Raw genomic sequence first — 18,926 nt, 5'->3', positions numbered from 1 at the left:
ATGCCTTTTGAAATCTGAAATTTTCACGCCACTGAAGATTTTGAAATTTTAAAATTTCTCGCTGTCCGCGCTTGTTTGAAATTTAAAAGCGGCTGCCGTTAAAATTTACGCTAGCTTTACAAACTCACGCTCGCGATTTTTGAAAACGGCGATCTTATCGTAGCCGAACTCGCGCGCTTTGGCATAAATTTTATCGTAATTTAGCGCTACTTGGGCAACCGAGTGCGCATCCGAGCCAAGCGTGATCGGCACGTCCGCATCCGCAAGCACCTCTAAAAGCGCGTCGCTCGGATAAATTTCATTTGCGGGCTTGCGAAGCCCAGCGGAGTTTAGCTCCACGACGATGCCGCTTTTTTTGATCGCGTTTATTGCGCCGCCTGCCAAAACTCTGATATCTTTTTTCGGAGTAAATTTAAAAATTTTAATCAGATCCATATGCCCTAAAATGTCGAATTTACCGCTTCTACACAGCGCGCAGATCAGCGCAAAGTATTCGCGATAAACGTCGTCTATCTCGCGCCCGCTCCACTGATCTAAAAATTCCTCGTTATCAAAGCCCCAGTTGTTTAAAAAATGTACCGAGCCGATGAGATAATCGAGCTTGCGCGCGAAAATCCGCTCATCCATCAGCTCTTTTTTCGTCATAAAATCGACCTCGTATCCCAGCCGCACGTCGATCCGCCCGCTAAACTCATCCCGCAGATCCCTAATCATCCCTTCGTAAAGCTCCATCTGCTCGAAGCTCATTCGGTATTTTTGATCGAAGTTCATCGGCGCATGATCCGCAAAGCCGAAAATTTCTATGCCTCGTGCGATCGCCGCTTCTAAATACTGCCGCGGCTCGCCGCTAGCGTGGTTGCAAAGATAGGTGTGGTTGTGTAGATCGGCTCGCATCAACTGCTCCTTAAATAAAATTTTGGCTAAATTGTAGTAAAATCGCGCTTAAAAAATCACTAGGAATGTATTTGAAAAAACCCGAACTCTTAGCTCCTGCTGGGAATTTAACGAAACTAAAAATCGCCCTGGCTTACGGCGCGGACGCCGTGTATGCAAGCACGGGCTCATTTTCGCTACGCCAGCGAAGCGCGAAGGAATTTAGCAAGGAAAGCTTCGCACAGGGTGTCGCGTATGCACACGAGCGCGGCAAGAAGCTCTACGCGACCGTAAATGGCTTTGCGACCAACGGCCAGCTAGGAAACATCGAAAGGCATCTGGAATTTCTTCGCGATCTGCGCGTGGATGGAATTTTAATCGCCACTTTGGGTGTCGCAAGCCTCGCGCGAGCCGTAGCGCCTGAGATCCCGATTCACGTCTCCACCCAAGCTAACGTGCTAAATTATCTGGATGCGCAGGTTTGGGCGGAGCTGGGCGCCGCCCGCATCGTCGCGGCGCGCGAAATGACGCTCAAAGACGCCGTGGAGATTAAGGAAAAACTTCCAAACCTCGAGATCGAAATTTTCGTGCACGGCTCGATGTGTTTCGCATACAGCGGGCGCTGTCTTGTTAGCGCGGTGCAAAGCGGACGCTTCAGCAACCGCGGAAGCTGCGCGAACGACTGCAGATTTAACTACGAGCTTTACGCGAAAAATCCCGAAACCAGCGCGCTTTTCCGCTTGCAAGAACGCGAGGGGGAGGGGACTTTCGTAATGAACGCGAAGGATCTTAGCCTCATTTCGCACGTGCAAAAGATCATGCAAACGGGCGCGATCGACAGCTTTAAAATCGAAGGGCGCACCAAGAGCGAATACTACGTCGCATGCGCCACGAATGCCTACCGCGCGGCGATCGACGATGCTGCGGGCGATAAATTTGAGGCCCGTGTTTACGAGCGCGAGATCGCGACGCTTAAAAACCGCGGCTTTAGCGACGGATATTTGATAAAACGCCCATACGAGCGAGAGGATACGCAAAATTTAGACCGCAGCATCGAGCTTGGCACGCATCAGGTTTGCGCGATCTCGCAGGACGGCGAGTTTATAAGCGTCAAAGATAAAATTTTACCCGGCGAAGCGTATGAAATTTTTGCTCCGCGCGGCTTTAAAATTTGCGCTTGCGATAATGAAATCGGCGAAATTTACGAGCTTAGCGGCAAGCCATATTTAAAATTTAAGAAGCTGCAAAGCCGCAGCGGTAAGGAATTTAGCGAGATTCACAGCGGCAATCTAAATGAGATTAAGCTGCCTGTGAAGCTCGCGGAGTTTTGCTTTTTAAGAAAGGAGATGGAATGAAATTTGTTTCTATAATAATGGGCTCAAAGAGCGATTACGAGGTCGTTTACGAGGCGGCTAAAATTTTAAATGAATTCGGCGCGGCGTACGAGATGATCGTATCTTCGGCACACCGAAGCCCCGCTCGTACGGCTAAATATGTCGCGGACGCCGAGAAAAAGGGCGCGCAGGTTTTCATCTGCGCGGCGGGCATGGCGGCGCATCTTGCGGGCGCGGTCGCCGCAAATACGACCAAGCCGGTGCTCGGCATTCCGCTCGGCGGCAGCGCGCTTAGCGGCGTAGATGCGCTGTATTCGACCGTGCAGATGCCTGCGGGTATCCCCGTCGCGACGCTTGCGATCGGCAAGGCGGGAGCGAAAAACGCGGCGTATCTGGCGGTGCAAATTTTAGCTCTAAACGACGAGGTGCTAAGCTCGAAGCTAAAGGCGGATCGCGCGGCAAAAGCGGAGGCGCTGAAAAAGGACTCCGAGCAGATCGAAGTACTACTTGAGGACTAGAGCGCAAAGGTGCGCGGCAGCGCTAGGCGCGAGCTTAGCGAGTAAAATTTGGCGCTCAAAAAATGTTTAAATTTACGCAGCGGCAAATTTAAACGGCGAGCCATAGGTGCCGCGAGGCTAAATTTTTAAATTTATACTTCGTGCGGGTTTTAAAATTTAAGAGCCGAAACCCGCGCGAAATTTAGTAAAATTTGATCGATTTAAAGGAATAAAATGAAAAAGATCGTCGCTCTGTCGCTTGCTTTTGTCGCGCTTTTAGGCGCAAAAGAGATTAAAAGCAAGGAGGTGTTTTTATCGGACGCCGCCTCCGTGGATAGTTTGAGGCAATTTTTGAAAGCGAATAAAGAGGAGATCGTAAAGTTAAATTTAAGCTACTGCGCGAACGAGAACAGTTTGAAAATTTTAGAAAAAAATGCGAACGAGCGCAAAGGGGGCGTGAAATTTAGCGGTATTGCGGAGGATTACAAGCCCTCAAAAGACGTTACTATCGAATATTACGGCGAGCATTTCGATCTGGGCGAGGGCTATGACGACGAGGGTAACGCCGCAATCGACGAGGGGCAGATGATCATCAGATATAGCCCGCGCGAGAGTTCGTTTCAAAGCTTGACGCTACAGGTGGGCAGCTCCGAGCGCGGCACAAGATATAAGTGGCGGTATTTTTGGGACGAAAAAGCTAGATGCAAGGACGGCGAAGTGAGGCTAGACGGGGCGTTTTACGTCACGGACGGCGAGTATCCCGCAGCAAGCGATCTCGGCGATAAGGGAGATTTCGATATATTCGCCCTTGATCCGATCGCGAAAAAATATTTCAAGCTGCTGGAGTATAGATAAATTTGCCGCAGCGGGGCTTGCAAAACGAAATTTCGCTAAAATTTTAGGCGAAAATAAGAGATCGCCTTGTTTTGAAAAAATGACCTGGTTTCAGTAAATTCCGACTTGACGGGCGAATGCTCGGCTGAAATTTGAAAAATTTAAGAGCTGCAAAGAGCCTTTAAAGCAGGCTTTGAAAGGCGCTTTGGAAGATAAAATTTAAATTTACATATCGATAAAAGGATAAAAATGACGTTTTCACAGATTATTTTGACGCTTCAAAACTACTGGCACGAGCAGGGCTGCTTGCTCGTTCAGCCTTACGATATGCCAGCGGGCGCGGGCACCTATCATCAGGCCACCTTTTTGCGCAGCCTAGGAAGCAAACCTTGGCGCGCGGCATACGTAGCACCCTCGCGTCGCCCTACAGACGGACGCTACGGCGAAAACCCAAACCGCTTGGGCGCGTATTATCAGTTTCAGGTGATCTTAAAACCGAGCCCTGATAATATCCAAGAGCTCTATCTAAAAAGCTTAGAAAAGCTGGGGCTAGATCTTAAAAGCCACGATATCCGCTTCGTAGAAGACAACTGGGAGAGTCCGACGCTCGGGGCCTGGGGGCTTGGCTGGGAGGTTTGGCTAGACGGCATGGAGGTGACGCAGTTTACATATTTTCAGCAGGTGGGCGGCATCACGTGCGAGCTAATTAGCGGCGAGATCACCTACGGGCTTGAGCGCTTGGCGATGTATCTGCAAAACAAAGACGACGTTTACGACATCGTCTGGGACGACAAGGCGGGGCTAGTAACCTACGGCGACGTGCATAAAAGAGGCGAGTTCGAGTTTAGTAAATACAACTTCGAGCTTGCGGACACCGCGATGCTTTTTAATCAGTTTGAAAACTGCTTCGGCGAGTGCAAAAGCATCCTAAAGCACGGCCTGGCGCTTCCTGCGTATGATTACTGCATGCTCGCGGCGCACACGTTCAACGTCCTTGACGCGCGCGGAGCGATTTCGGTCACGCAGAGGCAGGATTATATTTTAAAGATCCGCGATCTTGCCAAAAACTGCGCGCTTTGCTATGCAGATCCGCAAAAATATGTCGCCGATCTTTGCGGCACGGCATGCAGCGGTAAAAAAGGCGGCAAAGAGGGCGGCGCGGCGCCCGCTTCCTCCGCAGGCGTAAATTTAAAAAACGCTTGCGGCAAGCAAAATTCCGCAAATAAGACAGATAAAAGCGTAAAGTAGGATTTATGAAAACGGGCGAAATTTATGAAATTTTAAATGCCGCCGCGCCTTTTTGCGACGCAGAGACGTGGGATAATAGTGGACTAACGCTCGGAAACTTGGATGATGAAATTTCAAAAATCTATCTAAGCCTCGACGTTACTAGCGAGCTGGTGCGCGAGGCTGAGGCGGGCTCTCTTTTCGTGGTGCACCACCCGCTGATTTTCAGTCCGCTAAAATCGCTTGATCCGCGGCTATATCCCGCAAATTTGATCTATGAGATGATCCGCAAAAATATCTCTCTCATCGTGATGCATACGAACTTTGACAAGCACGTTTTAAACAGGTTCGTAGCGCGCGAAATTTTAAAATTTGAAATTACGGATGAGCAGGAATTTTTGGTTTTCATGCGCGCGGATTTGAGCTTTGAGCATCTGTGCGCGGATATAAAGCGCAAGCTTGGCATTGAGCATCTGCGCGCGGTAAAGACGAAAAATTTCATCCAAAATATCGCGCTTTGCACCGGTAGTGGGAGCGAACTAAATCAAAGTTTGGGCGTGGATTGCTTCATCACGGGCGATATAAAATATCACGCGGCGCTTCAAAATTTAGAAAACGGCGTGAGTTTGATCGATATAAATCATTTTGAAAGTGAGCGCTATTTTGGGCGCGCGCTCGCACCTTTCTTGCAAAAAAGCGAAATTGAAGTTATAATAAGCGAGCAAAAAAATCCATTTACGTATTATTAAAGGAAAAAGATGAACAAATATTTAAGCCAATTGGTAGAGCTTTGCGAATTCGATAAGCAGCTGGACGGATTTAAGCCTAAAATCGAAGCCGCGCAGGAGAAACTAAGCAAAAAAAGCGGCGAAATTTCAGGCGCAAAAGAACAGATCGAAACTCTAAATGCGGAGATCGCCGAGCTAAAATCTCAAATTTTACAAGCAAACGCGCAGCTTAGCGCATTTTCGTCCAAGCTAAAAAGCACGGGCAAAAAAAGCGGCGCGGCAAAAACCGAAAAGGAGATCAAGGCCCTTAGCGTCGAAGAGGACATCGCAAAAGAGCAGCTCGAAGCCACAAACGAGGAGATCGAAAGGCTAGAAAAGATCGTAGCCGCAAAGGAAGCGCTCGTAAAGGAGCAGAGCGAAAAGCAAGAGGCGTTTGAAGCCGAGTTAAAAAGCTTGCAAGAGCAGGTAAGCGCCGAGATGGGCGAGGTCGAGGTCGCTCGCGGCGCGATCTACGCCAAGCGCGATAAATTAATGCAGGCGATGAATCCAAAAACCGTCTCATTCTACGAAAAAATCCGCAAATGGGCGGGCAATACGGCGGTCTCGCCGGTGCGCAAACAGGCCTGCTACGGCTGCTTTATGCGCATAAGCGACAAGACATATTCCGCGGTCATCAAAAGCGACGACATCGTAACCTGCCCGTATTGCGGCAGAATTTTATATAAAGAAGCCGAGTGATCTACACCGCCTTGGCGTTTTTGGCGTGGCTCGTCGCTGCGCCTTTTATTTTTATCCTAAGCTTTAAAACAAAATACCGCACGAGCCTGAAGGCGCGATTTTTTCTATACAAAAACCCTAAATTTAGCCCCGCTGCGGTGCACTTTCACGCTTGCAGTTTGGGCGAGGTAAACGCTCTTGCGCCACTAATTTCTAAATTTGAGAGCGTCGCGCTTAGCACGACCACGCAGACGGGCTTCGGTGCGGCGCGTGCTCTCACGCCGAACTCTCGCTACCTGCCGTTTGAAAACTGGCTTCCGTTTTGGCTTACTGGCAGCCGCGTGCTGGTGATTTTCGAAGCGGAGCTGTGGCTAAATTTGACCCGTTCCGCCAAGGCGCGCGGAAGCTACGTGATCCTGCTAAACGCGCGCATTAGCGACCGCTCGTACGCGAGCTATTTGCGCTTTAAGCTTTATTATCGCAAAGTGTTTGAAAATATCGATCTGGTGCTTGCGCAGAGCGAGCTTGATGCGGCGCGACTGTGGGAGCTCGGCGCAAAAAATATAAAGGTCGCGGGCAACGTGAAAAGCGCGAATATCGCCGTTGCGACGAAGGACTATTCCGCCGCGGCCGCAAATAGCTTTGTGCTTACGATCTCAAACACTCACGAGGGTGAAGAGGAGCTTGTTTTATCGAATTTAAACGATTTTATAAAATTTCACGGCTCGCAAAGTGCACTCGAAAAATACCAGCGCGCAGCGAGTATCCGCAGCGAGACGGACTTGCCTACGGCCGAGCTTCGCGACGAGCAGGGCTCGACCGAGCCGGTAAATTTAAACGCAGCTTCTTTGGATGCGGCGAGCTTAAGCGACGCTTCGTTCGCCGTGCCGAATGCGGCGACTTTAAACGGCGCGTCTTTAAATTCTGCCGCACGGAATGCAGCGCCTGCGATCGACGCGCCGCAAAAGCTAAAAATCATCCTGGCGCCGAGGCACCCGGAGCGCTTTGAAAAGGCCTACGAAATTTGCAAGGCTTGGGCGCGCGAGCACGGGCTTAGCTTTGAGCGATTTAGCGACAGCGCGGGGCTTCGGAGCGATTTTATCTTGCTCGATGCCTTCGGGGAGCTAGCGAACTTTTATAAAATTTCAAACGTCGTGATCTTGGGCGGCAGCTTTTTGCGCAATATCGGCGGACATAGTCCGATCGAGGCGGCAAGCTTCGGCGTGCCGATCATTAGCGGGCGATTTTTTCATAATCAAAAGGCGCTGTACGCGCTCGTGCAAAATATCGCTCTGTGCAGCGCGGATGAAATTTCAAGCCTTTTAAAAGAGCCGCTAAAGGGGACGCGGATAGATAAAATTTGCGATCTGCAAGAGATAGAAAATTTAATCAAGGAAAGAATTTAATGCAAGAAAAAGCCTACAAACTGCTGGCGGCGCAGGAAAACATCTCGCACAACGAAGCCAAGGCTCTCATCGATGCGGGGCTTGTGAGCGCGCGCGGCGCAAAGATCGCTCTAGCGCGCGAGATGCTCGGCGAAAATACTAAATTTAGCGTGATGAAGCCCGCAAAACCCGCGATCATTTACGAGGATGAGAACGTTTTGGCGGTCAATAAGCCGCCCTTTATGAGCAGCGAAAATTTAGAAAAAATCTATAAATTCGGGCTTCTAAACCGCCTGGATAAGGAGACTAGCGGCGTCGTGCTGCTATATAAGAACGAGGAATTTCGCGAAGCGGCGATTGCGGAATTTAAAAATTTGCGCGTGAAAAAAAGCTACATCGCGATCGTGAAGGGGATCGTGAGCGAAGAGATGAAATTTGACGAGCCGATTTTGACGATAAAGACCCGCAGCGGCGCGTTTTCTAAAATTTCGCCAAACGGCAAGAGCGCATTTAGCGAGGTTTATCCGCTGATGATAAGCGGCAAAAAATCGCTCGTAAAAGTGCGGATCGAGACGGGCAGGACGCATCAGATCCGCGTGCATCTGGCCAATGCGGGATTCGGCGTAATAGGCGATGAAAAATACGCTAAAAGCCGCGCGAAGCGGATGTTTCTGCACTCATACGAGACCGAAATTTTGGGGCTAAAATTTAAAGCTCCGCTAGGTACAAGCTTCAACGAATTCGGCTTTGAAATTCCTAAGGATCTCTGATATTCAATGGCTTTTAAGTTAATTTTAGGTAACATCGCAAGTTTAAAAATTTTATAAGGGATCAAAGTGTTTGAGATCATAAGCGAGTCGTTTAAAAACGCGGTCAATAAATTAAAAACAATCGATGACGAAAAAGCTTTAAAAAACGCCTTGGAGACGCTAAAAAAGGCGCTTTTAAAGGCCGACGTGCACCACAAAGTCGTAAAGGATTTTTTAGCGCTTGTCGAAGCCGATCTTCGTATCGGTACGATAGGGCAGAAGCCGTTTTTGCAGTCCATCAAGACAAATTTGACTAAAATTTTAACGGCGCCTAGAGGCAGCAGCCAGGGATTTGTGTTCGCTAGCACGCCTCCTACAGTAGCTTTGATGACGGGACTTCAAGGAAGCGGAAAATCTACAAGCACGATAAAACTCGCGAACTATCTGAAACTTCGTAAAAAAAAGGTCTTGGTTGCAGCGTGCGACTTGCAGCGCCTAGCCGCGGTCGAGCAGCTCCGTCAGCTGTGCGAGGCGAATGAGATCGAGCTGTTTTTCATCGAGGGCGAGAGCGATCCGCTAAAAGTTGCAGAAAAAGCGCTAAGCAAGGCTAAAAGCGGGCTTTATGACGTACTGCTCGTAGATACGGCGGGGCGTCTTGCGATCGATGAGGCTCTGATGGCACAGCTTGCGGAGATGAAAAAAACTCTAAATCCGCATGAAATTTTTTACGTAGCGGACGCCATGAGCGGTCAAGACGGCATTAAAACGGCCGCTAAATTTGATGAAATTTTGGGTCTTACGGGCGTGATCTTAAGCAAATTTGACGCAGATACCAAAGGCGGCGTAGCTCTTGGTATCGCGCAGCAGCTTGGCATCCCGCTTCGCTTTATCGGAACCGGCGAGAAGGTGGCCGATTTAGAGGGCTTTATACCCGATAGAATTACAGGTCGCATTATGGGCGAGGGCGATTTAGCGACGTTAGCCGAGAAGACAAGCGCCGTCTTCGACGAAAGAGAAGCTAAGGCTCTAAACAAAAAGATCAAAAAGGGCGAGTTTAATTTTAATGATTTCGTAAATCAGCTCGAAAGCGTGAAAAAGCTCGGCAATATGAAAAATTTGATCGGCATGATCCCGGGGCTTTCCGGAATGGCGAATAAGATAAAAGATATCGATTTGGAAAACTCAAAAGAGATACTTCATATCAAAGCGATGATCAATTCTATGACGCCGAAAGAGCGCGAAAATCCCGATCTGCTAAATAATTCGCGCAAGCGCAGACTTGCTGCTGGTGCTGGGCTTTCACAGGTGGAGGTGAACCGCTTTTTGAAGCAATTCGCGGGCGCTTCGAAGCTTGCGAAGAAATTTTCGGGCAAGGGCGGCATGCAGGGGCTTGCCTCAATCGCTCAAAGGCAAAATTTACCGAGATAGCCTCTCGGTAGAGTTTGCAGATGTTTAAGTTTTAGCCATCTGCAAGTTCTAAAACTTACAAAAATTTAAGGAGAAAAAATGGCAACAGTTGTTAGGCTTACAAGAATCGGAAGAAAGAAGCAGCCTTTTTACCGCATCGTGGTAACGGATAGCAGGAAAAGACGCGACGGCGGCTTTATCGAGACGATCGGCTTTTATAATCCGTTAAAACAGAGCGATAATATTAAATTCGACGCGGAGCGTTTAGCATACTGGAAGAGCGTAGGCGCGAAGTTAAGCGATAGGGTCGCTCAAATCACAAGCAAATAAAATGGTAGAAAATTTTATAAAAGAATACGCAAAGTTGATCGCCGACTATCCGCAGTCCGTTTCTACGCAAAAGCGGGTCGGTGAAAACTTTACTGAGATCATCGTCTATGCCGACAAGGCCGATACAGGCAAACTCATCGGCAAGGACGGCAAAATGATAAACGCCATAAAGACCGTCATCATCGGCTATAAAGCAAAAGATCCGATCAATTATAAAATTACCGTCAAAGCCAAAGATGCCTGATGATCTTTTAGAGGTCGCGAAGCTCGGTCGAACTATAGGTCTAAAGGGCGCGGTTAAAATTTTTGATCGCAGCGACTTCCCCTCTCAGTTTAAAAAAGGCGCCAAATTTTATCTGCGAAACGGCGAAATTTTAGAAATTCTATCCTTTAACGGCGCAAATTCTAGCGCTATCTTTAAAAATTACGAAAGTGTAGAAGCGGCGGCAAATTTAACTAACCAAATCCTTTACCGAAGCAAAGAGGACACGCGGAAATTTTGCAAATTGCAAAAGGGCGAGTTCTTTTACTTCGATATCATCGGGCTTGAAATTTATGAAGACGGTGCAGTTTTGGGGCGCGTAAAGGACATATCGCAGATCGGAAATGGATATCTTTTCGAGGTAGAAACGGATGAAAGCTTAATCTCGCAGGCTTTGCCGAAAGAATTTTTCATCCCCTACGTGGATGCCTATGTGAAAGAAATTTCGCTTAGCGAGCGTAAAATTTTTACGCAAAATGCGCGCGCGATTTTGGAAAACTCATGAATTTTATCTTCATCTCGCTATTTGAAAATCTCATCGCGCCGTATTTTGAGGACTCGATTTTAAAGCGCGCGGTCGATAAGAAAATAATCTCGACGCATTTTTTTAACCCGCGAAATTTCACGACAAATCGGTATAAAAAGGTAGATGATTATATGATCGGCGGCGGCGCGGGACTTTTGATCGGCACGGAGCCGCTTGCCGGAACGATCGAACACGTAAGAGCTAAATTTAAAAACGCCAAGTTTATCTACCTCTCGCCCGCCGGTAAAAAATTTAACCAAAACGATGCCAAGCGTTTAAGCGGCGAAGAGAGCCTATGCTTTATTTGCGGGCGCTATGAGGGGATAGATGAGCGCATAGTCGAAAGATATGTAGATGAAATTTTTTGCATCGGCGATTTCGTTCTTACCGGCGGCGAGCTCGGCGCGCTTTGCATGTGCGATGCGATAAGCCGCAATATAAGGGGCGTTTTGGGCAATGAAGGCTCGCTCGTCGAAGAAAGCTTTGAAGGCGGAATTTTAGAGGCACCCGCGTTCGCAAAGCCTGATATTTTTGAAAATTTATCTATAGTTTCAGAGTTTTTAAAGGGTAATCACGCTAAAATGCGCAGCTTAAAAAATCAAATGGCGCTATGCAAAACGAGGTTCTTCCGCCCGGATATGTACCGAAAGATCGCCAGAAATAAAGGAAATTTATGAAAAACAAGTATATCCAAGCGTTTGAGGACGCTCAGATCACAAGCAAAAGTGTGCCTGATTTCCGTGCCGGCGACACCTTAAAAGTAGCCATCAGGATCAAAGAGGGCGATAAGAGCAGAATTCAAAATTTTGAAGGTACCTGCATTGCGCGCCGCGGAAACGGCGTAAGTGAGACCTTTATCATCCGCAAGATCGGTGCAAATAGCGTCGGCGTAGAGAGAATTTTTCCGATCTACAGCGAGAGCATCGAAAGTATCGAGGTTCTAAGAAAAGGACGCGTTCGCCGCGCGAAACTATTTTACCTACGCGACAGACGCGGTAAAGCGGCTAAAATCAAAGAACTTCGAAAATAATCCTTTAAATTTTACGCTTCTTAATTCAAAAGGAAGCTTTTTTATAATGCGCGAGATTTTAAAAGATTTCGCGCAAAATCTACTCGCATTAAATCTAAAATTTTACAACTTTTCCATTAAAATTTTTAATTCTAAACTGCCTAGAAATCGTCTTTTTCTATGGAAAAAGATAAAATATATCCTGATTTTATTTGCGTTTAAAAATATTACTATAAAATGCAAATTTTAATTTATAAAGCTCGCGCTAAATTTGAGAATTCGGCCGAGTAAAATTTATTCAGTAAAGAGCGAGATGTGATTTTTTTAGGCATTGACGTAGGATCAACCACTGTTAAAACGGTAGTTTTAAACGATAAATATGAAATTTTAAGCAAGAGCTACGAGAGGCATTTGGCAAAGCCCAAGGAGCTGGTGCTGGATAAAATTTTGCAAATCCAAAAAACCTATGCAGGCGAGCAATTCAGCGTCGCCATAGCGGGTTCGGCGGGCATGGGTATCGCCAAAAATTGCAAAATTCCGTTCGTCCAAGAGGTTTTCGCTACCTCGCTCGGCGTCAAGCGGATGTTTCCAAAGACCGATGTCGTGATCGAGCTGGGCGGTGAGGATGCTAAAATTTTATTTCTCACGGGCGGACTTGAAGAGCGGATGAACGGTTCGTGCGCGGGCGGTACCGGTGCATTTATCGATCAGATGACCAATCTTTTGCATCTGGATATCACGGAGCTTGACCGCCTAAGCTTTGCGGCTAATAAAATTTACCCGATCGCCTCACGTTGTGGCGTATTTGCTAAAAGCGACATTCAGCCGCTACTAAATCAAGGCGTTAGAAAAGAGGATATTTGCGCTAGTATCTACGCCGCGGTCGTCGAGCAGACGATCTCAGGGCTTGCGCAGGGTCGCGAGGTCAAGGGCAATATCCTGTTTCTAGGCGGTCCGTTGTTTTTCCTAAAAGGCCTTCAGAAGCGCTTTAAAGAGGTGCTAAAGCTCACCGACGAAACGGCGACTTTCCCCGATATTGCGCCTTACTTCGTGGCTTACGGCAGCGCGCTGTACGCAAAAGATACGGGCGAAACGTTAAATTTAGAAGAGACGATCGCGCTTTTAAAAAAGGAGCCTGACAGGACCGCGCTGGAAGCCGAGCCGCCGCTTTTCAAAGACAGAGCGGAATTTGACGAGTTCACCGCTCGCCATGCCCGCGCGAGCGTGCCTAAGGTGGATATCCACACCTACAGTGGAGATGCGTATTTGGGCGTGGATTGCGGCAGCACTACGATCAAAGTCGTGCTTATGGGCGCAAACTACGAGCTGCTGTATAAATTTTACTCCTCCAATAAAGGCGATCCGGTCGATATCCTGTTGCCGCGACTTAAGGAGCTATACGATCTTTGCGAGGGTCGCATCAAGATCAAGGGCAGCGGCGTTACCGGCTATGGCGAGGATCTCATTAAAACCGCCTTTCGCTTCGATTACGGTATCGTCGAGACGATCGCGCATTACAGCGCTGCGCGCCACTTCAATCCGAAGGTAGATTTTATCATCGACATCGGCGGCCAGGACATCAAGTGTTTCTCCATTAAAGACGGCAATATTGATTCTATCGTGTTAAACGAGGCGTGCAGCTCGGGCTGTGGCTCGTTTTTGCAGACCTTTTCAAATTCTTTGGGTTACGACATTAAAGATTTCGCAAACCTAGCCCTTTTTGCGACTCATCCAGCCAAGCTTGGCAGCCGCTGCACGGTCTTTATGAACTCCTCGGTTAAGCAGGCTCAAAAGGACGGTGCTACGATCGAGGACATCAGCGCCGGACTTGCTATTAGCGTCATAAAAAATGCGATTTACAAGGTTATCCGCGTGCGAAATGCCGACGATTTGGGTCAAAACATCGTAGTGCAGGGCGGGACATTTTTAAACAATGCCGTGTTGCGCGCGTTTGAAAAAGAGCTCGGCAAGGACGTGATCCGTCTAGATATCAGCGAGCTTATGGGTGCATACGGCGCGGCACTTTTTGCCAAAAATAACGCAAACGAGCGTACCGATATGATCAGTCGTGCAGAACTTGAAAATTTCACTCATCGCAGCGAATTTAGCGTCTGCAAGCTCTGTACGAACAAATGCCCGCTTACGATCAGCTACTTCGGCGATACTAAATTTGTCTCGGGCAATAAATGCGAGCGCGGCGCGGGCAAAGAGATCCGCCACGACATTACGAATTTATTTGAGTTTAAAAACGAGCTTTTGCGAAAATATCGTAAGCCGCCGAAGCAAGACGCACCGCGAGTCGGAATTCCGTTTGTTTTGAATATGTTTGAGATGATCCCGTTTTGGAGTGCGTTTTTTGAAAATTTAGGCATGAGCGTCGTGCTGTCGCAAAAGCCGCGAAAAGAGACGCTGTTTTTGGCAAGCCAAAGCATCCCGAGCGATACCGTCTGCTACCCGGCTAAAAGCGTGCACGGCCACATCTACGATCTGCTAAATAAGAGCGTCGATTTTATCTTCTATCCGTGTATGAGCTACAGCCTAGATGAAAATATCAGCGAGAACTGCTACAACTGCCCCGTAGTCGCATACTACCCCGAGCTGATACGCGCGAACGTAGGCGCGCTAGAGGAGAAAAAATTCCTCTACCCGCACGTGGATCTTAACATGCAAGATTCGTTTTGCAAAACGATGCAGGCTGAGCTTGCGGACGCTGGGTATAAATTTCATTCCGACGCCGTTAAAAACGCCGTCTTGCAAGGCCTTAAGGAGCTGCAAAACTATAAAAATACCGTTTTAATAAAAGGCGAGGAGACCCTAAAGGAGATCAATATAAGCGGCATGCCTGCCGTCGTGCTAGCGGGTCGCCCGTATCATATTGATAAGACGATAAATCACGGTATCGATCGCTATCTAAATTCCTTGGGCTTTATAGTGCTTAGCGAGGACGCGCTGCCGCTTAGCAGGGTGCAGACGAAAAGCCTTAATCAATGGACCTACCACGCCAGGCTTTATAGTGCGGCGCGGTTCGTCTGTAAATACCCGCGTATGCAGCTGGTGCAGTTAGTGAGCTTCGGCTGCGGGATAGATGCGATCACGGGCGACGAGGTGCGCGACATACTGCGTCAAAACGGTAAAATTTACACTCAACTTAAAATCGACGAGGTTACGAACCTAGGTGCGGTCAAGATCCGCCTGCGTAGCCTAAAAGCGACTATGATAGAGCGCGAGAGGCAAGGCGCGCAACAAGAAGCAAGAAAGGATGCGCGCTAATGTTTGCTAAATTTACGAAAGATATGAAAGCGACCCACACAATATTGATCCCCACGATGATCGATCCGCATTTTCGCTTTATGCAAGGCGTGCTGCGCGACGAGGGCTATAAGAGCGTCTTGCTCGGCGAAAATCGCCAAAATATCGTCGAGGAAGGGCTTCGCAGCGTGCATAACGACATGTGCTACCCCGCGCTGCTCGTCATCGGGCAGTTTATCGACGCGCTCAAAAGTGGCGAGTTTGATACGCATAAAGTAGCGCTTCTCATCAGCCAAACGGGCGGCGGCTGCAGAGCGAGCAACTACATAAATTTGCTTCGCAAAGCGCTTGAGGACAGCGGCTTTGGCTACGTCCCCGCGATCTCGTTAAATTTTGGATCGCTAGATGAGAATGAATTTAGCCTCGGCAAAAAATCGCTTCTAAAGCTCTTCGCCGCAATATTTTACGGCGATTTGATGATGGGGCTGTATAATCAGTGCAAGCCCTACGAAAAGATCAAAAATCAAACGAATGAAATTTATGAACTCTGCGCCGAGCGGATCAAAAATTTGACCGATCAAAGATCGTTTTTCAATCTCAAGAAAAATTTCAAATTTATCCTCTCGCAGTTCGCTAAAATCGAGCGTGACGATAAGCCGCGAGTAAAAGTGGGCATCGTGGGCGAAATTTATCTTAAATATTCGCCCATCGGCAACAACGGGCTAAACGCCTACCTCATCCGCGAAAACGCCGAGCCCGTCAATACGGGGCTGATGGACTTCGTGCTTACCTGCATCTATGATGCGGTCTACGACAAGCAGCTCTACGGCAAGGGCGGCGCGGCGTATTACGGCTCGCTTGCGGTCGCTAAAGTAGTGGAATTTTTCCAGCGCATGATGATTAAGCAGATGAAGCGCTTCGGATTTCGCGCGCCGAGCCCATTTAGCGAGGTTCGTGCCGCCGCCGATGGCTACATCGGTCACGGCGTGAAGATGGGCGAGGGCTGGCTGCTGACGGCGGAGATGGTCGAGTTTATGCGTCACGGCATACAAAACGTCGTGTGCGCGCAGCCCTTCGGCTGCCTACCAAACCACATCATCGCGCGCGGAATGATCCGAAAGATTAAACAGAACTACCCGCAAGCAAACATCGCCGCTATCGACTACGACCCGGGCGCAAGCGCGGTAAATCAAGAAAACCGCATAAAGCTGATGCTTGCTAACGCAAATCGAAAGTAGCGCGCCGCAATCCATGATGATAGGTGGTTTTGCCTATATGCTGTGATCAGATACAAAATTTTATTTAAAAATTAAGTTGGAATGCAATAAAATACTATTTAAAAATTTAAGGAGCAACTATGTTTGATTTAAAAATTTATAGAGGAATAATAGATAATCTAAGAACAAATTTAGAAACGAATGTTAGTGGTAGCGTAAGGAATGGTAAGGGTGGTGTATCTACTTCTAATATGTATAGCTCGACTTTTAGGATAGATGGTAGGCAATTTATTCTGAAAATTCAAAACGATACTTTATCACAAGGCGATGAAATGGTGGTATGTGCAAATGGGAATAAAGTAATCAATTATAAAAATTTAACTACGAATGAAATGGGAGGTTTATCAAGATTATTTTGGTCTGCCATAAGAACTGTTTGTAATATTGCAGCATTTATTCCATTTTTTATAGCTTTGCTTTGCATTGAGGAAACTCGTTCAGGATTGGGGTATACAATGATTGTTATCGTCGTTATTTCAAGCTTGCTTTCTGCATATTTTATAAATAAATATGTTTCGATGCAGCAGCGTGCTATTAAAATGTTAAAACAATATTTGCAAGAGAATGATTTATAGATTTAAATTACTAATATGGTTAAATTAAGGCGAATTGAGCTAATAAAAATTACATTATTTGTATAAAAATATTGCTTTTGGGGCATAGCAAATAGGATAAAGGCTAGAAACAAGTAAAATTTCATCGAAATCTAATGTAAATCCGCGTGAAATTCTACGCGTCGCCGCCATAAAATTCTATCACATAATTCCATTCCGCCGCGCCGTAAAATTCCACTTTCGTTAAGGCAAAATTTAATACAATCCGTCTTTAAATTTTACGAAGGAAGTTTATGAAATTTTGGATTTGCGGCGCGGTTTTGGCACTATGCTGTGGAGTTTTTAGCGGATGCGCGAGTAAGAATTTGCCGGGCTACATGCAAGGGCGCGAGCATATCGTCGCGATGAGCGCAGCGTCCGGCGGTCAGCTGCGTATGAGCGGTGAGATTTACGATTATGTATTTGATGCAAATCTTAGTGCCGTGCGCGCCAAGGTCGCGAGTCTGGCGTCGCTGAATAAAGACGCGATAAGGCGCAACGTAAGCATGCTCACGATCGACAGATACAACGAGGGCAGCAATGCCGCGTATATCCAGCACGAAATCGAGCTCGTAAAATACGATCTGCCGCTATCCGTGCAGGCTAAGCTGATGGATGATCCAGAGCAGCTGGAGCCCGCGTATAGTTCTACGTTTCGTTACTCTTATCTGATCGAAGGCAAATATTTTAAGCGCCTAAAAGATCACGACGAGCTGCGCAGATCGCACCGCCTAAGCGTGCCGATCGAGTACCCTGCGCGTATAGCGGTCGATAGCGGTATCAAAAGCGAGCGCGATGCGAAAATGGATACCGACATGCAAGGGCTCATCGTGATGCCGCTAATGATGCCAGTGCTGCTTTTAGGCAGTATCCTAGGCGGCTGAAATCAGCTGAATCACGGAAGTGAAATTTTATTGATTTAAATTCTAAGGTAGTGGCGGACAGAGAGGGATTTGAACCCTCGAGCCCCGGTTAGAAGCTGCACCCTTAGCAGGGGTGTGGTTTCGGCCACTCACCCATCTGTCCACAAAAAGAAGTCGCATTATACATAACTAATCTAATAATGGGCTTAAATTAGCCTAGCCCGCAGAATTTATCACCTCGCGGATATTTGAGCTAGCGGCACAAAGAGCTATAACGAGTCAAAAGACGCTATGAAAAGAATTCATATTTGTCATAGTAAAATTTTAAGTATAAATTCGCTTGCCCTGCAAATTCTAAAATTTTTGAAGCTTAATTCTAAAGTTTACTATAACTTTACGTTAAAATCCTCTTTAAAAAATTTATGGTGGTCCGGTAAAATCTGGCCTAAATTCTGCATATAAATTCCGATCCTTAAATTTTCTACCTTCGTCTTCGTACGTAATTTAAGCTAAGATTAATGGGGGGGTATAATCTTCAAATACATTTTTTAAAAGGATTTACCGTGTCGTCTAACGCTAAAAGGTTGATGGGTATTATTATTGCACTTGTGGCTGCTTTTTTTGGAGCTGGTTTTTATATGAATAGCATCAATACGCTAGCCTCCCTGTTTGGAAATTTTTATAATCCATCTTTTGTTGTAGATTTTCTCGCTTTTGAGAAAGGAGTAGATCAACTTAAAATTACCTACGTAATCGCATTCGTGATTATATTTGTAGTGCTAGCTATTTTGATTGATAAATTTATGATTAACTCGAAAGATTCTAAAAAATGACGTCGCCAAATTTTTAAAGTAGGCGCGACGATGAGGTCAAAATTGTAAACGATCTCGTTACGCTTTTAAATTTAATTTTAAAATCTGCGTTTTTTGCAGTAAATTTTGTATAAATTCCATATTTAGAAAATTTTAAAATATTCAGAATTCTTAAAATTTCAAATTCAAAAATTTCAAAGTATGGGAATTTTTTAGGCTTTTAAATTCCGAAATTTTGCGAGTTTCAAAGCCTT

General features: G+C 46.9%; 19 protein-coding genes, 1 tRNA gene and 1 pseudogene. 19 read left to right on the top strand and 2 right to left on the bottom strand.

Going from position 1 to position 18,926, the window contains the following annotated elements; all coding sequences use genetic code 11:
• Positions 1 to 105: 105 nt before the first annotated feature.
• Positions 106 to 894, bottom strand: a complete 789-nt coding sequence (locus QZ367_RS08645; protein WP_291939712.1) for a histidinol-phosphatase — start codon at positions 892 to 894, stop codon at positions 106 to 108.
• Between the two features lie 71 nt (positions 895 to 965).
• On the opposite strand from QZ367_RS08645, the gene QZ367_RS08640 reads away from it, so the two are divergent.
• The 18 genes and pseudogenes from QZ367_RS08640 to QZ367_RS08555 all read left to right on the top strand — a co-directional run bounded on the left by QZ367_RS08640 (position 966) and on the right by QZ367_RS08555 (position 17,881).
• The gene (locus QZ367_RS08640) at positions 966 to 2,228 is read left to right on the top strand and encodes a peptidase U32 family protein (RefSeq protein WP_291939709.1); all 1,263 of its coding nucleotides are present in this window, start codon (positions 966 to 968) and stop codon (positions 2,226 to 2,228) included.
• A complete protein-coding gene (gene purE, locus QZ367_RS08635) occupies positions 2,225 to 2,725 on the top strand; it encodes a 5-(carboxyamino)imidazole ribonucleotide mutase (protein ID WP_291939706.1) in 501 nt (166 codons plus the stop codon). The genes QZ367_RS08640 and purE overlap by 4 nt, the downstream gene beginning before the upstream one ends.
• 213 nt (positions 2,726 to 2,938) lie before the next feature.
• A complete protein-coding gene (locus QZ367_RS08630; protein ID WP_291939704.1) occupies positions 2,939 to 3,559 on the top strand; it encodes a hypothetical protein in 621 nt (206 codons plus the stop codon).
• A 228-nt stretch (positions 3,560 to 3,787) separates the two neighbouring features.
• A pseudogene (gene glyQ, locus QZ367_RS08625) lies at positions 3,788 to 4,624 on the top strand (glycine--tRNA ligase subunit alpha); the annotation flags it as partial.
• 167 nt (positions 4,625 to 4,791) lie between these two features.
• Entirely contained in the window at positions 4,792 to 5,514 is a 723-nt protein-coding gene (locus QZ367_RS08620) for a Nif3-like dinuclear metal center hexameric protein (RefSeq protein WP_291939701.1), read from the top strand.
• A 9-nt stretch (positions 5,515 to 5,523) separates the two neighbouring features.
• Entirely contained in the window at positions 5,524 to 6,231 is a 708-nt protein-coding gene (locus tag QZ367_RS08615; RefSeq protein WP_291939698.1) for a zinc ribbon domain-containing protein, read from the top strand.
• The gene (locus QZ367_RS08610) at positions 6,228 to 7,616 is read left to right on the top strand and encodes a glycosyltransferase N-terminal domain-containing protein (RefSeq protein ID WP_291939696.1); all 1,389 of its coding nucleotides are present in this window, start codon (positions 6,228 to 6,230) and stop codon (positions 7,614 to 7,616) included. Before QZ367_RS08615 ends, QZ367_RS08610 begins: the two co-directional genes overlap by 4 nt.
• Positions 7,616 to 8,365 (top strand): RluA family pseudouridine synthase, encoded by a 750-nt coding sequence (locus QZ367_RS08605; RefSeq protein ID WP_291939693.1) that lies wholly within the window; start codon positions 7,616 to 7,618, stop codon positions 8,363 to 8,365. The genes QZ367_RS08610 and QZ367_RS08605 overlap by 1 nt, the downstream gene beginning before the upstream one ends.
• Before the next feature lie 66 nt (positions 8,366 to 8,431).
• On the top strand, positions 8,432 to 9,772 hold the full coding sequence (ffh, locus tag QZ367_RS08600; protein WP_291939691.1) for a signal recognition particle protein: 1,341 nt from the start codon (positions 8,432 to 8,434) through the stop codon (positions 9,770 to 9,772).
• Between the two features lie 78 nt (positions 9,773 to 9,850).
• Entirely contained in the window at positions 9,851 to 10,081 is a 231-nt protein-coding gene (rpsP, locus tag QZ367_RS08595) for a 30S ribosomal protein S16 (protein ID WP_291939688.1), read from the top strand.
• Between the two features lies 1 nt (position 10,082).
• On the top strand, positions 10,083 to 10,325 hold the full coding sequence (locus QZ367_RS08590; RefSeq protein ID WP_005873158.1) for a KH domain-containing protein: 243 nt from the start codon (positions 10,083 to 10,085) through the stop codon (positions 10,323 to 10,325).
• Positions 10,318 to 10,848 carry a ribosome maturation factor RimM gene (gene rimM, locus QZ367_RS08585; protein ID WP_291939684.1) on the top strand — a complete coding sequence of 177 codons (531 nt, stop codon included), beginning with the start codon at positions 10,318 to 10,320 and terminating at the stop codon, positions 10,846 to 10,848. Before QZ367_RS08590 ends, rimM begins: the two co-directional genes overlap by 8 nt.
• Positions 10,845 to 11,546, top strand: a complete 702-nt coding sequence (gene trmD, locus QZ367_RS08580) for a tRNA (guanosine(37)-N1)-methyltransferase TrmD (RefSeq protein WP_291939682.1) — start codon at positions 10,845 to 10,847, stop codon at positions 11,544 to 11,546. The genes rimM and trmD overlap by 4 nt, the downstream gene beginning before the upstream one ends.
• Complete coding sequence (rplS, locus tag QZ367_RS08575) at positions 11,543 to 11,899, top strand: 50S ribosomal protein L19 (protein WP_005873155.1); 357 nt, start codon at positions 11,543 to 11,545, stop codon at positions 11,897 to 11,899. Before trmD ends, rplS begins: the two co-directional genes overlap by 4 nt.
• A 294-nt stretch (positions 11,900 to 12,193) precedes the next feature.
• Positions 12,194 to 15,148, top strand: a complete 2,955-nt coding sequence (locus tag QZ367_RS08570; RefSeq protein WP_291939677.1) for an acyl-CoA dehydratase activase — start codon at positions 12,194 to 12,196, stop codon at positions 15,146 to 15,148.
• Entirely contained in the window at positions 15,148 to 16,365 is a 1,218-nt protein-coding gene (locus QZ367_RS08565) for a 2-hydroxyacyl-CoA dehydratase (protein WP_291939674.1), read from the top strand. Before QZ367_RS08570 ends, QZ367_RS08565 begins: the two co-directional genes overlap by 1 nt.
• Before the next feature lie 119 nt (positions 16,366 to 16,484).
• Complete coding sequence (locus QZ367_RS08560) at positions 16,485 to 16,979, top strand: hypothetical protein (protein WP_291939671.1); 495 nt, start codon at positions 16,485 to 16,487, stop codon at positions 16,977 to 16,979.
• 272 nt (positions 16,980 to 17,251) lie between these two features.
• Positions 17,252 to 17,881, top strand: a complete 630-nt coding sequence (locus QZ367_RS08555; protein ID WP_291939668.1) for a hypothetical protein — start codon at positions 17,252 to 17,254, stop codon at positions 17,879 to 17,881.
• Between the two features lie 51 nt (positions 17,882 to 17,932).
• Here QZ367_RS08555 and QZ367_RS08550 read toward each other — a convergent pair.
• Positions 17,933 to 18,023 (bottom strand) — tRNA-Ser (locus tag QZ367_RS08550).
• Positions 18,024 to 18,423: 400 nt separating this feature from the next.
• Between QZ367_RS08550 and QZ367_RS08545 the strand changes: the two genes are divergently transcribed.
• Entirely contained in the window at positions 18,424 to 18,693 is a 270-nt protein-coding gene (locus QZ367_RS08545) for a hypothetical protein (RefSeq protein ID WP_291939664.1), read from the top strand.
• The last annotated feature ends 233 nt before the right edge of the window (positions 18,694 to 18,926 follow it).

The sequence above is a fragment of the Campylobacter sp. genome (assembly GCF_019423325.1).
Taxonomy (GTDB): domain Bacteria; phylum Campylobacterota; class Campylobacteria; order Campylobacterales; family Campylobacteraceae; genus Campylobacter_B.
The sequence above is the reverse complement of the archived record's forward strand: the minus strand, read 5'-3'. Positions and strand labels throughout refer to the sequence as shown.